Source organism: Pseudolactococcus raffinolactis NBRC 100932 (assembly GCF_001591765.1).
GTDB lineage: Bacteria > Bacillota > Bacilli > Lactobacillales > Streptococcaceae > Pseudolactococcus > Pseudolactococcus raffinolactis.
On record NZ_BCVN01000042.1, the window covers coordinates 1 to 14,258 of the forward strand.

13 protein-coding genes are annotated in these 14,258 nt (G+C 38.3%); 11 read left to right on the forward strand and 2 right to left on the reverse strand.

What is annotated here, in order from left to right; genetic code table 11:
* The first annotated feature begins 56 nt into the window (after nucleotides 1-56).
* The 5 genes from LRA01S_RS09310 (at nucleotide 57) to LRA01S_RS09330 (ending at nucleotide 5,575) form a co-directional block, all read left to right on the forward strand.
* Complete coding sequence (locus LRA01S_RS09310) at nucleotides 57-1,709, forward strand: hypothetical protein (RefSeq protein ID WP_061775348.1); 1,653 nt, start codon at nucleotides 57-59, stop codon at nucleotides 1,707-1,709.
* A gap of 335 nt (nucleotides 1,710-2,044) precedes the next feature.
* Complete coding sequence (locus LRA01S_RS09315; protein ID WP_144259906.1) at nucleotides 2,045-4,072, forward strand: hypothetical protein; 2,028 nt, start codon at nucleotides 2,045-2,047, stop codon at nucleotides 4,070-4,072.
* Between the two features lie 16 nt (nucleotides 4,073-4,088).
* The gene (locus LRA01S_RS09320; RefSeq protein ID WP_061775350.1) at nucleotides 4,089-4,643 is read left to right on the forward strand and encodes a hypothetical protein; all 555 of its coding nucleotides are present in this window, start codon (nucleotides 4,089-4,091) and stop codon (nucleotides 4,641-4,643) included.
* A 43-nt stretch (nucleotides 4,644-4,686) separates the two neighbouring features.
* Nucleotides 4,687-5,301 (forward strand): hypothetical protein, encoded by a 615-nt coding sequence (locus LRA01S_RS09325; protein WP_061775351.1) that lies wholly within the window; start codon nucleotides 4,687-4,689, stop codon nucleotides 5,299-5,301.
* Nucleotides 5,302-5,335: 34 nt separating this feature from the next.
* The gene (locus LRA01S_RS09330) at nucleotides 5,336-5,575 is read left to right on the forward strand and encodes a hypothetical protein (protein WP_061775352.1); all 240 of its coding nucleotides are present in this window, start codon (nucleotides 5,336-5,338) and stop codon (nucleotides 5,573-5,575) included.
* Between the two features lie 108 nt (nucleotides 5,576-5,683).
* On the opposite strand, the gene ntdP is transcribed toward LRA01S_RS09330, so the two are convergent.
* Both ntdP and LRA01S_RS09340 read right to left on the reverse strand, forming a co-directional pair.
* Nucleotides 5,684-6,211: a nucleoside tri-diphosphate phosphatase gene (gene ntdP / locus LRA01S_RS09335; protein ID WP_031365692.1), complete on the reverse strand. Its 528-nt coding sequence runs from the start codon at nucleotides 6,209-6,211 to the stop codon at nucleotides 5,684-5,686.
* A gap of 65 nt (nucleotides 6,212-6,276) precedes the next feature.
* A complete protein-coding gene (locus tag LRA01S_RS09340) occupies nucleotides 6,277-7,149 on the reverse strand; it encodes a metallophosphoesterase (protein WP_061775353.1) in 873 nt (290 codons plus the stop codon).
* 219 nt (nucleotides 7,150-7,368) lie between these two features.
* On the opposite strand from LRA01S_RS09340, the gene LRA01S_RS09345 reads away from it, so the two are divergent.
* The 6 genes from LRA01S_RS09345 to ftsX all read left to right on the forward strand — a co-directional run.
* Nucleotides 7,369-9,654, forward strand: a complete 2,286-nt coding sequence (locus LRA01S_RS09345) for a lectin-like domain-containing protein (RefSeq protein WP_061775354.1) — start codon at nucleotides 7,369-7,371, stop codon at nucleotides 9,652-9,654.
* A gap of 162 nt (nucleotides 9,655-9,816) precedes the next feature.
* Nucleotides 9,817-10,347, forward strand: a complete 531-nt coding sequence (locus tag LRA01S_RS09350; protein WP_061775355.1) for a dihydrofolate reductase family protein — start codon at nucleotides 9,817-9,819, stop codon at nucleotides 10,345-10,347.
* Nucleotides 10,348-10,381: 34 nt separating this feature from the next.
* Complete coding sequence (gene queG, locus LRA01S_RS09355) at nucleotides 10,382-11,437, forward strand: tRNA epoxyqueuosine(34) reductase QueG (protein ID WP_061775356.1); 1,056 nt, start codon at nucleotides 10,382-10,384, stop codon at nucleotides 11,435-11,437.
* A gap of 22 nt (nucleotides 11,438-11,459) precedes the next feature.
* A complete protein-coding gene (gene prfB / locus LRA01S_RS09360; protein WP_061775357.1) occupies nucleotides 11,460-12,560 on the forward strand; it encodes a peptide chain release factor 2 in 1,101 nt (366 codons plus the stop codon).
* A 75-nt stretch (nucleotides 12,561-12,635) separates the two neighbouring features.
* A complete protein-coding gene (gene ftsE / locus LRA01S_RS09365; protein ID WP_061775358.1) occupies nucleotides 12,636-13,331 on the forward strand; it encodes a cell division ATP-binding protein FtsE in 696 nt (231 codons plus the stop codon).
* Nucleotides 13,324-14,258, forward strand: a 935-nt coding sequence (ftsX, locus tag LRA01S_RS09370) for a permease-like cell division protein FtsX (protein ID WP_061775359.1), incomplete at its 3' end; no start/stop codon positions are given. The genes ftsE and ftsX, both read left to right, overlap by 8 nt.

Sequence of the window (14,258 nt, forward strand, 5' to 3'; positions counted from 1 at the left end):
ACAGACTATGCTTAGTTTTCTATGTTTTTTTCTAATTTCATTTAGAGGTGAATTAATTGGTAGTTATTAGAGGTGCCCTTAATATTACTTTCAAAAATATAAAGTATGGGAATACGACTTATCCTAATAATAGTTATTGGGGTATGCTATTCACTATAAATAGTCGAATAAATTTTGTTGTAGAAAATATTGATTGGAATATTAAAAATGGTAGTCAACCATTTTGGGGGGACAGTAATCCGTCTAACACATTAACTTTTAAAGGGATAAATAATTTTAAGTCAGCTGGTGATAAAAAAGGTGGCGAATTTGTTGAAGGATTTTCAACCATCAATTTTTCGGATGATAGCAAGACAACTGTGTATAACGATTCTACTGATTCTGATGCAGTATTTTGGTGTTCAAAACAACAAATTAATATTGGCAAGAACGCAACTCTAGATATTACAACAAGTAAAGAAACGTTAATTCAAGATGGCGGAGATGCACAAATTAATGTTCAGGAAAAAGGACGATTTAGTTGTAAATTCTTTTACGGCTCATATTATAAAGATTCTGGAGCAAAATTAATAAATAGTTTGATAGGAGGTAGCATTACTTTGAATTTCTCTAAAGATGCTGTAGGTATTTTTAGGACAGAAAAAGATAGCTTTTCTGGTAAAAATCCAACAATCAATGCCACTTCACCAGATTACATTTTATTTGAATCATCAGCAACTAATAAGTCGATTCTAAGTGGTATAACCCCAAAGTTTATTAGAAAAGATTCTGATAGTTACAATTATCCGATTGATTATCTTACAGCAAGTGGGCAGAATCATTTCGTATCTAATGCTGTAGGGAGTCAAAATGTCTCTGCTTCAAATATTCAAAAAGGATACTCTGTAATATATGCGCGTGCTTCAAGAATAGCAGGACTAGATGCTGAATCGAAAGTTGCGAAAGATCTTAGCATAATTGAAGCGCAGGTCAAGCAAGATACTATGAATCAATTAAGCAGTCGGAAAACCTCCTATAAATTAGCCACACAAAAACTATATTCAGGAAATGACATCACCCAAGATACCTCTCAAAATAGTATCGATAAGGCAACGTCAGCTAATGGAGTGATTGATTCACCTATTGTTGATGGTTCAAATGATTCAATGTATGTTTTTAAAAACTTGTTAGCACAAACTTATTATCTCTACAGTAAAATAGATGAGGGACGCACCTCAGCTTCAGGTTATACATTTGCCAGTTCTTGGATTGAACAAGTTGTTCAAGTTCAGCCCTTACTACTGGTGACGATACCAGATCAAATAGAATTTAATAGCATACAGTCAGGGGAATTTGGTAAAAGTGATAATTTGAATAATTATGTTGTTGTAAATCATGGGAATGTACCTGCAAACGTTGATTTTAAAGCGATTACAACCAATCCAGGATGTTCTCCTGATGTTTCGCTCGTTGATAAGTTTGGAGATGAAAGCGGAAAATTGGTATTGAATTTGACTGCTGAGAATATCGCTAGTGCAAAAAGTGAAACTTGGGGGCCCTTAGTTGAAGGTAAACAAATGCTAAGCAATCCAATGAAGCTAGATCCTTTCTGGGAGCAGAGTAATCAAGCTTCACTCTATGTCAATGGTAAACATTCAGTGACTATGAGTTCTGGACCTAAAGTCGTTAACTACAGTATCAAGGTAGAGGTGTTACAGGCTTCGACCTGAATGATTCTAAGGTAAAAGAAATAAGGCTTCAGAAAAATGATGCCTTATTTTAATTGATGATATTTTTAATATCTGTCTTACAAAGTGGTTTGTCTGATGTTCATTAATCTGATTAATATTATATCAATAGTTTCGTTTAATAGGTTATTGAAATATATAATTTTTTAATAAAATAGTTGATTTTTAAGATAAAAAAATGTATAATTAAAATTATAAAAATGTTATATGGTATAATACAAGTAATAAAATACATTAAATTAAAAAACTAAACTCATATAATGATTAGATGTAAAATAAATGTTTATTTGAGTTCTTTAGAATGGAGGAGATCTATATTGCGAAAAATATTAAGAGGATTGGTCGTGGTTTTCTTACTGTTTTTTGTGTCTCCTAGTTTTGTTCGCGCAGATGAAACATCGGAAACTACAGGCGGATCTACCGAGACACCACAACAAGTTTTAGAGATTGCACCACGGGCCATCTCGGGTGGTTCAGGAAAAGCAAATGATCCCTATTTGGTTTCAACAATTACTGATTTAAAAAGTGCTTTAGGTCAGAGTATTCCCTCAGGTGAAACAGCACTTTACATTAAGTTAACTGGAGATATTCTTTACTCGTATTCTGATCGGACGATATCAATAAACAAAAATACCGTATTAGATGGTGATGGGCACTATATTTTATACAGCGGTACGAATTATGATGGGGATCATTTTATAACAGGTGCTAATAATTTAGCGATTACCTTTAAAAATATTAAGTATGGTAATGTGACCTATCCCAACAGTAACTGGTATGGTATTTTACATGTGGTGAATACCAACACTAATTTTGTTGTTGAAAATATTGACTATAACATCCAAAAAGGTGGTCAGCCATTTTATGCGAATACGAATGTTAATACGCTAACCTTCAAAGGAAAAAATAATTTCAAAGCCGGAACTTCTAATGGTGGCTACGATGGTGAGTTTGCGCAAGGCTTCACGAGTATTAATTTTGCTGAAGATAGTCAAACCACGATTTACCATGATGCTTATAATGAGTTAGCATTCTTATACGCAGGGGGCAGTCAAACCGTCACGGTTGGTAAAAATGCTATAGTGGATATTACGACAAATAAACCTTATCTTTCATATGATGGAAACTTTACACTTAAAGTGCTAGAAAAAGGTCAATTCAAGTATAAAGCCATTTCTGGTAATAATTCTTCCACGACATCGAAGGCAGTACTCTTTAAAGCACTGGGCACGATTACCATGGAATTTGCCAAAGATGCGATCGGTCGGTTTACGACAGAAAAAGATGGCTTTTCAGGGGAGAGTCCGACGATTAATGCCACCTCGCCTAACTATATCTTGTTTGATTCACCATCTGGCAAGTCAGCGCTCAATGGAGCAACCCTTAAATTCAGTCGGAAAGATACAGACGGCTATGCCTATCCGATCAAGTATTTCAGTAGTGGCTTCAAAGAGCTGAGCCCAAATGTCACGGGCAATAAAAACGTGGTGGCATCAGATATTAGTAACGGTGAGTCGGTCGTATATGCGCGTGCCCCCAAAATTACAGGCATGAGTGCGGATCCGATGGTGGGGACGGATCTCAGTCAAATCAGAGTGCAGATTAATCAGTGGACACCAGAAAATTTAGTGAATATTAGTAAGGTCAGCTACAAGTTAGGGACTAAACGCCTTTATTCGGGGACTGACATCACGGCAGCGGCAGCGCAAACGAGTATCACAAACGCTTTCCCATCTCAGGGGCTTTGGGCGCAAAAGGATATCTGGGCAACGAACAATATTGCAACAGACTCGATTTATCAGTTTGAAAATTTATCTGCCCAAACCTATTATTTATATACCAAGCTAGAGGGGGCGTGTGTACCGGGCTATACCTTATCGAGCCTTTGGATTGAGCAGATAGTAGAGGTGCCGTCATATATTGAGGTCACTTTACCGGATGTCTTGGAATTTAGGACGCCAAAAGCAGGTAAGATTGTGAAGGAACAACATTTGACAAATTACAGTGCTATTAATCACGGTAATGTACCTGTTAATCTAGCATTAAAAACATTGACAATTAAGTCAAATAGTTCTCCTGTAGTGTCACTTGTTTCCAACTGTCAAGGAAAAAAACAAGTCCATCTAAAACTAGTTGCTGAGCATCCTTCCGGAAATGATAATAGAATTTTGGATCCATTACTAGCAGGCACCATCACAGGACAGCCGATTGCTTTAACACCTTATTGGGATAATGATCGAGAAGCTACTCTCTATCTGAAGGGTGAACATTCTGTCTCGGTATTAGACGGTGGGCCGCATCAAATCAACTATAATTTGGCTTTTTCAATCAGTCAAGCGTCATAAATTTTAGGAGTAAGAGATGAAAGCGCAAAATCTTAAACAAACAGAACAAGAAGAACTGAGGAAAAAACGTAAAAAGAGGTTATTAATCCTCTTATTATTACTTTTGTTAGCAGGTGGTTGTTATAGTCTCTACCATGTTTTGGGGCAAAAGCCTAAAGAAAATGTGACGATTATCAGTGGTGACTTCCTTCCTGAGGGGAAGGATGCTAAGAAAATGTCTGATAAGGAGCTTGCGAAACTTGCCCAGCAAAAGGCGGATAATAGTCAGTTTAATATGATGATTGGATCAAAAGCTAAGATTGACAATCAAACCCAACAAGGTATGCTGAATATTAGAAATCCTCAGACCAATACTTATCCGGTCAATGTTGTTATTACAGATGATCAAACTGGCGATGTGATTTATACGTCTGGAGCTATTGAACCAGGAGAGGAGGTGAGTCATGTTCAGCTGGAAAAAACATTAGCTAAGGGAACACATTCAGCAACTGCCGTCTTTAGTTTATACGATCCAAAAACAAAGGCTAAAAAAGGAGAGGTTGCTGCTGGCGTTGTTTTTGATGTCAATTAGGAAGTTATCGTTAAATTATTTTAAACTATATTTAGGAGAAATTATGAAAAAATTACTATCAACTTTGCTTATTTCAACAGTTATATTTGGTGGCGTTCAAGCAGTTGCGGCACAAGATGTTGTTGGAGCGGGAGATGCAGACATTAATATTAGCGGAAACTTGGGTGCTGATAATACGGATCCAGATACCTTAATTCCTGAAACTGATGTTGATTGGATTAACGTGACAGTGCCAACTGATACTATTTTTTATAGTAATGGTGGTGATACGGTAATCAAAGCACCAAAATATGATATCGTTAATAATTCAGGACGTCCTGTTAAAATTAGTGTTAAAGGTTTTTCCGCTAATCCAAGTAATCCAACAGTGCCTGGAGATTTTAACTTAAATCTTTTGGTAGATGGGCCTGCAACTGGTAATGCTGCGACAACACCGAGTACCGAACTCATTAAAAGTGGAGCACCTCAGGGACCAACGAATGAATTAATTACTTTGGCAAATAGCGCCGACCAATATTCTAAAACTGATCCTTTAGTACCAGCTGGTACAGCCGCGAAAAACAAAGCAACCTTTACATACGTTGGTTCAGCAACCACAACAAATGTTGTGAAGTTGAAATACACGTTGAGTCTGAGATTTGATGCGGTTGGTTTTTAAGTGATCACACCTAAATCATCAGGGAGGTGATTTCATGGCAAGTGAAATAACCGTCTCAGGTCAACTCGGGCTAACGGGTACTCCAAGACCATCTGAAGAACCAGAGTTACCCAGAACAAGTGGCGAACAAACGATTTATACTGTCCACCAGAAAAGTATGTTACCTGATACCGGAGAATTACAAGTGGCGGGAGTGCTCTATTTTATCGGTTTGCTTTGCCTGATTGTTATCCTCATTTTTAAAATAAGATCAAAATGTAAGTCACTGGCTTAATATTTCTTAAAAGTGGTGAACTGAGATGGCATCATACAAAAAACTTTACCATGAGTTAGATGGTAAGGTTTTTTGACATAAAAAATAAGACTTCAGATCACTGAGGTCTTATTTTAATTGGTGATAACGGTCGTACCAAATGGCAACGTATTCCTTAGAAAATGGACCCTTACCTTCATTAATCCAGTCAACTAAAATCTTGACATTTTCTTTTAAGATAAAATCAATATCTTCTGGATAATGCATTTGACGTTTGTGACGCTCATATTCTTCGACATCCAACAATTTTTTCTCACCGTCAGCAAAGACCTTGACATCAAGGTCATAGTCGATATATTTAAGAGCTTCATTGTCAAGCGTGTAAGGACTGGCCAAGTTACAGTAGTAGCTTACGCCATTTTCGCGAATCATGGCAATAATATTGAACCAAAACTTCTTATGGAAATATACAATAGCAGGCTCGCGGGTCACCCAACGTCTGCCATCGCTCTCAGTCACAAGCGTATGGTCATTCACACCAATAATCGAGTTTTCGTTAGTCTTCAGCACCATCGTATCACGCCAAGTACGATGCAAGCTTCCGTCGTGTTTATAGCTTTGAATCGTAATAAAGTCGCCTTCTTTGGGGATTTTCATCATCCTACCAACTTTCTAACATTCAAAGTTCTCAACAAAAATTATACCATTTTATCCGCCATTTGTCAGATTTGAACGTCGAAAATAACCAAAGATTTTTTGAGCTCCTCGGAAAAATGCGTGAGGAGATAAGCATCGAATTCTTTTGTTTTCTTGACCAGATTATAGCGTTTATGCAAATTATAAGAGTTGAGCGATTGATAAGCTGGATAGGCTTTAAAGTAATCGCTGACTAATAACCATTCTCGTTTATAACCCAGAGGCTTAGCCTGATAGTGTACGCTGTCGATCACTCGGTCATAAGATCTGTGATTATGACCAAAGACAACATCTTTAATGCCATGTTTGACAAAAAGCGCGTGGAATTTATCGGAACCCAGAAAAGCATTAAACTTAATAAATTTAGGGTGAGTCATTACGAAAGAGGGATGAGGGACAAAATGCATGGCTACGATCAAGTTAGCTTTATCAGTTGGTATCATACGCGTCAAAACAGCATCAAGTTTAGTCAGAATACGGTTAGTAACCGTGATATCATCAACATCACGTGTAATCTTTCGGTCAAACCAAAAAGTATTTTTAGACCGTAGATTTTGTTCAATACTAATATCTGGACAAAAAGAATAGTCATACCAACCGGCAAAACTCAGCAATTTTTTCTGACCGATAGTCCGAATCTGGAAGTCATTGGCTGTGATGGCGGATTCATCCATGCTCAGCATATCATGGTTGCCCAAGTTATAAGAAACGGTAAAGTCCTGCGACAGACGTGCTAAAAAAGGCTTTGATAAACGCTCAAAGTCGTTAGAAATGTCACCTGCCAGATGGATATCTGTAATGCGTTGTTCTTGCAAGGTTTGAATTAGAATTTGTTTATATTGTTCATCAAACTGATTAACGTCTAGATGTAAATCAGAGAGAATGGCTAGCTTTTTCATAGTCTTAGTATAGCATATTCTTTTTGAGCACCTATCAAATCTTTCTTGGAGAAGCAAGGAAAGTTAAACTGTCTGATTTTTTTGTATATGTCTTATAACAGTTGCTGATTAAATGAGGTTAAAAAGTTAGCTATTTTCATTTTGTGGCAGTATAATGAATTTTGTTAAATTAGCTCATGTAATTCAAATAGTTACATGAAAGTATCATAGGAGGAAAAAATGAAATTTAAAACTGGCGTAGCTTTGATTCTTAGCGGGACAACGCTAGGACTTGGCGCGCGCGTGATGACAATAGGTGTTGTTGCAGATACGCAAGAGGAAAAAGCACCAACGTTTTCACCAACTTCTGTAACAAGTCGAACAGTGACTGTTTCCGGTGATGATTTTCTTAATTATTTCCAGCGCAATGGCTCAGCAGTACATTTTAATTATGATCTGACTGATCATATACAAACATTAACCCCTAATCAAAAGCATCAATCAGGTAATGTGACACTGAAAACAAAAGTAGATATGTCGCAAGATTTTACTTTTAATGGCTTGATTAATTTAAGTAATAAAAGCAGTCGTATGGGCGGTGCAGATGGTGTTGGTTTTTTATTTCATCCAGGTAACACAGATGTCGTTGGAAGAGATGGTGGCGCCGCTGGTATCGGTGGTGTGCAAGGTGCTTTCGGTTTTAAATTAGATACTTACTATAACGCTAATCATGAGACTTCCTTTAATCCTGACCCAAGTGAATTTGCGTCAGGTCAATCTTATGGTGCTTTTGTGGATGGAACCACTAGTGTTGCCCAGACTCTTGAAGATGGGGCACAACCGATTGCTCAACCAAGTTATGATATATTTAAACCGTTTAAAATGTTCTATAACGGGACATCAAAAATTATGACGGTCACATACGATGGACAAACATGGCAACAGGATGTGAGCAGTTTGATTGGGAATAATTCATCTATATCTTTTTCTATCTCAGCTTCTACCGGTGAGAATTATAATCTACAACAGCTACAAATTACAAATTTTCAGTACACCGTTGCGCAAGTGACTGTCGTTGCCAATTACATAGATGAAAATCAAAATCAACTCAAAACACCAGTCACAACGAATGGCGATATTGACACGATTTATTCAACCAATCAAGCCTCAATTCCAGGCTATACTTTTAAGGAAGTGATGGGTGCTACACCCACAGGTACATATCAAGCAAATGTTCAAAATATTAACTATGTTTATACACGGAAACAAGGTCTTGCGACCATCACATATATTGACGATACAACAGGACAAGCACTCAATCAAAAAGAAATTACAGGCGCTACTGGTGAAGAAGCAACTTATACTACAGTAGCCGATATTGCTACTTACTTGCGTAAAGGATATCAAGTTATTTCTGACAATTATCCTAAAACTAAGCTAATCTTTTCTGATCAGGCACAAAAATTTGAGGTTCATTTGACACATCATTTAGTCAATAGCAAAGAAAATAAGGCAGTTAACCAGACGATTCTTTACCAATACAAAAACGGAAAAAGAGCAGCAAACGACCATTTGGCAACACCTCTCAACTTTACACGAACAGTCACTACTGATCAAGCGACAGGCGCTAAAATTTATGGTAACTGGACTGCAACCAATGGAACAGTATTTACAAAGGTCGTATCCCCTATCCTTAAAGGTTTTACACCGGATTACGTACAGATTGATGCTATTGACAAGGTGACGGGGGATACAGCTGATAGTGTCAAAACGGTGGTCTACGCTTCTAATCAAGAGAGTGCAAGTATCACTTACATTGATGATACGACGCAAAAAGCGTTAGCCCGTCAAGAATTATCAGGTGATTTTGGGACAACAGATGCTTATCGGACAGTGGATTTGATCAAGGTTTATCAAGCTAAGGGCTATGATTCAGTATCTGATACTTACCCGATGACTGGTGTTGTTTATGATCAAGATGATCTTGTTAAACATTATGAGGTTCATTTGTCCCACAAAACAACTGCCAAGAGTGATATTAAAGTTGTCAATGAGACAGTACACTATCTCTTTAAAAATGGTGATAAGGCTGCGGAAGACTATCTTGCGGTTCCTCTTCACTTTATACGCCCGGTTGTAACTGATCAAGTGACAGGCGATCATATCAATGGCAATTGGTCAGCGGTCGGTGATACCACTTTTGCAACGATAATATCACCTCGTATCAAGGATGAAATACCAGATCAACCAGAGATTCAAGCTATTTCAAACGTAACAGGTGATGTGGCAGATATTGTCAAAACAGTTATTTATACAGCAGTTGAAAAACCTAAAACTATGCCAATCAATTATGGGAAAGACACGCCTCCTAACCACTCAAGTAAACTAGCTCCAGTGGTAAGTTCAAATAATAAAAAAGAATTACCCGATACTGGTGCTAAAAATGGGATGAGTGAAACCATATTTGGGACAATTGTCCTTTTAGTAACATTTGGTATGACTATTCTGAGAAAAAAACATCAATGAGTTTTGCTGATTCAATAGATATGTCAATTCTAGACTAATAGAAATCCATCAGTATTTTGGTGGATTTTGTATGTTGTCAATTTTGAACTGTTTAGTAGAAAGATCGGAATATGTTATAATAAAAGCGTATATTTTTAAAAAATCCGATTAAGGAGAAAAACAATGCGGCAAGTATTTTTTTATGGGGCAATCAGTTTGGATGGCTTTTTAGCCACTCAGTCTGATGAGTTGCAGTGGTTATTTGACACGTCGCTTGATCCAGATTACGATATCAGTGTCTTTGAAGACCGTATTGATACGGTGGTTATGGGGAATACGACTTATCGTGAAACGCAAAGGCTCTTGGGAGCTGATTCCATTTTCCCCAATAAAGAAAAGATTGTTTTTTCTCGGACTGAAACAAGGGATTTTGCAGAAGGTAAGTATGTCTCAGGTAATCCTGTAACCATTATCCAAAATTTAAAGGCTAAATCAGGGAAAGCGATTTGGGTTGTTGGTGGTGGCGAGATTGTTACGACACTTCTAAAAGATGATTTAATTGATGAGTATTGGATTCAAATTGCGCCTGTTGTTTTGGGGACTGGTAAACGATTGTTTAAAGAGATGGAACGTGATTTAAAACGATTTGAACTAGTGGGTGTGAGGAAGATCGGTCAATTGTCGGAAATTCACATAAAGCGACTGAATAAATGACTTGCACCCCAGCAAGTTGAGGTATAATGATAACATGACGAACTTAAAAGAACAGATTATTGCTATTTCCAAGGAAATCGGCATTTCAAAAATAGGTTTTACGACTGCAGATAATTTTGATTACTTGGAGAAATCCCTGAGACTTTCCCAAGAAAAGGGAACGAACTCTGGCTTCGAACACCAAAATATAGAAGAACGGATCAAGCCCAAGCTCTTGCTTGACAATGCCAAAACGATTATTTCGATTGCCGTTGCTTACCCGAATAAACTCCCACAATTACCGGGTAAATCACCTTATAAGCGTGGAAAATTTTCTTCATCTAGCTGGGGTGTTGACTACCATACCATCTTAACTGAGAAGATGGCACGTTTGTCTGAGAGAATTGCTGAATTAACAGATGATTTTGATCACAAGGCCATGGTCGATACAGGTGCTTTGGTCGATACAGCTGTTGCCAGACGTGCGGGGATCGGTTTTATCGGTAAAAATGGACTGGTCATTTCTAAGGAATATGGCTCCTACATGTTTTTGGGAGAACTCATCACCAATCTGGATATTGAACCGGACAGTCCGGTTGATTATGGCTGTGGTGATTGCGACCATTGCATCACGTCGTGCCCGACAGACGCTCTCAATGGCGACTCGACCATGAATGCCAAGCGCTGCCTGAGTTTTCAGACGCAGAAAAAAGGGCCGCTTGATGAGGAGTTTCGGGTCAAAATGAAGACCCTGATCTATGGCTGTGATATTTGTCAAATCGCTTGTCCCTATAATAAAGGGATTAGGAATGAGGGCCAGACAGCAATTGATCCAGAACTTGCTTATCCGGAGTTACAGCCATTCATCCGGTTGAGCAATCAGGAATTTAAGGCTAAATTTAGTGAAATAGCGGGATCATGGCGAGGTAAAAATGTCTTACAGCGCAATGCGATTTACGTGCTTGCAAATGTCAATGATAAAACAGCAATTCCTTTATTAGAAGAGATTGCAGCAAATCCTAGCAATGCTGTCCATCAGGAAGCGGCGCAATGGGCATTGGATAAGATCAAGACAAAGGCGAAACGCAATCAATCTTTGAAAAATAGATGAGAACGTGGTAAAATAGTATAATATGGAAATTAGTGAAATTCGCAATCAAATTGCCCAAAACAGAGATAAGATGGCATCATTTCGAGATAATCTAGATTTAGATCGCCTAGAAGAAGAAATTGCGCTTCTTGACAATGACATGTCTGATCCGTCATTTTGGGATGATAACATTGCCGCACAAAAAGTCGTTGAGCAATCTAACCAACTCAAAGCTAAATATGATACTTTCATGGACATGCAAGCCATGCTTGAGGATCAAGAAGTCATGTTAGAGATGTTAGAAGAAGATGCTGACGCCGAAATGCAGGCAGAACTTGCAACAGAGCTTGATAAATTAGCTAGCAAAATGCAAGCTTATGAGCTTGAAATGCTCCTCAATCAGCCTTACGACCACATGAATGCCCTCCTAGAAATCCACCCGGGTTCTGGCGGGACTGAGTCTCAAGACTGGGGCAGCATGCTCATGCGGATGTATGAACGTTGGGGGAATGCCCATAACTTTAAAGTTGAAGTCGTGGATTACCAAGATGGTGATGTTGCAGGTCTTAAATCAGCGACCTTGAAATTTACTGGTAACAATGCCTACGGTTTCTTACGTTCTGAAAAAGGTGTGCACCGCCTGGTTCGTGTGTCACCTTTTGACTCGCAAAACCGTCGTCATACCTCTTTCACCTCGGTTGATGTCATGCCTGAATTAGATGATTCAATTGAAGTTGATGTTCGCGATGCCGATATCAAAATGGATACTTTCCGTTCTGGTGGTGCTGGTGGGCAAAATGTCAATAAGGTATCAACAGGGGTTCGCTTGACCCATACACCGACAGGTATTGTCGTTTCATCTACTATGGATAGAACGCAGTATGGTAACCGAGACCTGGCTATGAAGATGCTCAAATCTAAACTCTACCAATTAGAAGTTGATAAAAAACAAGCAGAAGTAGACGAATTAAAAGGCGATCAAGCCGATATTTCATGGGGATCACAAATCCGTTCTTATGTCTTTATGCCCTATCAGTTGGTTAAAGACACTCGCTCAGGTTATGAAACGAGTCAAATCGACAATGTTATGGATGGGGATTTGGATGGCTTCATTGATGCCTACCTCAAATGGAAAATGTTGTAAGGCTGTAATATTTTAGAGATGAGTAATTTGTTATAATATGTTTATATTGACAAAAAACAGAAAGAAACTAAAAATATGAGTAGTATTATCAAGTTAAGTAATGCAACCAAAAAATATAATAACGGGACGACCGCGCTGCGCAATGTTTCTGTTGATATTGAAGCCGGAGAGTTTGCTTACGTCGTAGGCCCTTCAGGCGCTGGTAAATCAACCTTCATCAGATTATTGTATCGTGAAGTGAAATTAGATAAAGGTCAGGGTGTTGTCGCTGGCTATAATCTTGAAAAAATAAAAAAACGTGACGTGCCCATGCTTCGTCGCTCTATCGGTGTTGTTTTCCAGGACTATAAATTATTGCAAAATAAAACAGTCTATGAAAATATCGCCTATGCCATGGAAGTTATCGGTAAACGACCACGTGAAATAAAAAAACGTGTTATGGAAGTGTTAGATCTCGTGGGACTTAAACATAAAGTCCGCTCATTCCCAAATGAATTATCTGGTGGCGAGCAACAACGTGTGGCGATTGCCCGCTCAATTGCTAATGCTCCTAAAGTCTTGATTGCCGATGAACCAACAGGGAATTTAGACCCTGAAAACTCATGGGAAATTATGAATCTCCTTGAAAAAATCAATATCCAAGGGACAACGATTTTAATGGCGACCCACAATTCACAGATCGTTAACACCTTGCGTCATCGTGTGATTGCGATTGAAAACGGTCGAATTGTCCGAGATCAAATAGAAGGAGAATATGGCTACGATGATTAGAACATTTTTTAAACACCTGTGGCAGTCCATTAAAAATCTCCGCAGAAATGGTTGGATGACAGTTGCCGCTGTTTCATCTGTTACCATTACCCTCGTATTAGTTGGCGTCTTCCTAGCCGTTATCCTCAATACAACAAAGTTAGCTTCCGATTTGGAAAATAATGTCCGTATTTCAACTTTCTTGAAATTGAATATTCATGATGGTGAAAAAGAGATTACTGACCCTAATGATAAATCAAAAGTAATTACGAATCCAGACTATCATAAGATAGAAACTGCTATTAAGGCTGTACCACATGTGACTAAGGTGACTTATTCAAGTAAAGAAAATGAGTTAGAAAAACTCACGAAATCACTGGGTGACACTTGGAAAATGTTTAAAGGTGATAGTAATCCGCTTTATGATGTTTACATTGTTGAGGCCGATAAACCTGAAAATGTGACAGCAGTTGCGAAAAGCATTAGTAAAATTGATGGGGTTGACCGTGCAGACTACGGTGGCACGAATACCAAGAAAATTTTTGGTCTCTCTAAAGTCATCAGAACTTGGGGACTTGGGGCGGCAGCTTTACTTTTGTTTGTTGCTGTCTTCCTGATTTCGAATACGATTCGGATTACGATTTTGTCTCGTCAACGAGAAATTCAAATCATGCGTCTGGTGGGTGCTAAAAATGGTTACATCCGTTGGCCTTTCTTCCTTGAAGGGGCATGGGTAGGCTTAATTGGTGCTATTCTACCAAGCTTACTCATCGGGTTCGTTTACCGTGTGGCTTATGTTGGCTTGCAAAAAACTTTGTCGCAACAAGGCTTGTATTTGTTGCATCCCAATACATTTGTCCCACAATTGATCATTTTAATGGTCGTTGTCGGTGTAGCGATTGGGTCAATCGGATCAATTATCTCAATGAGACGATTCCTTAAAATTTA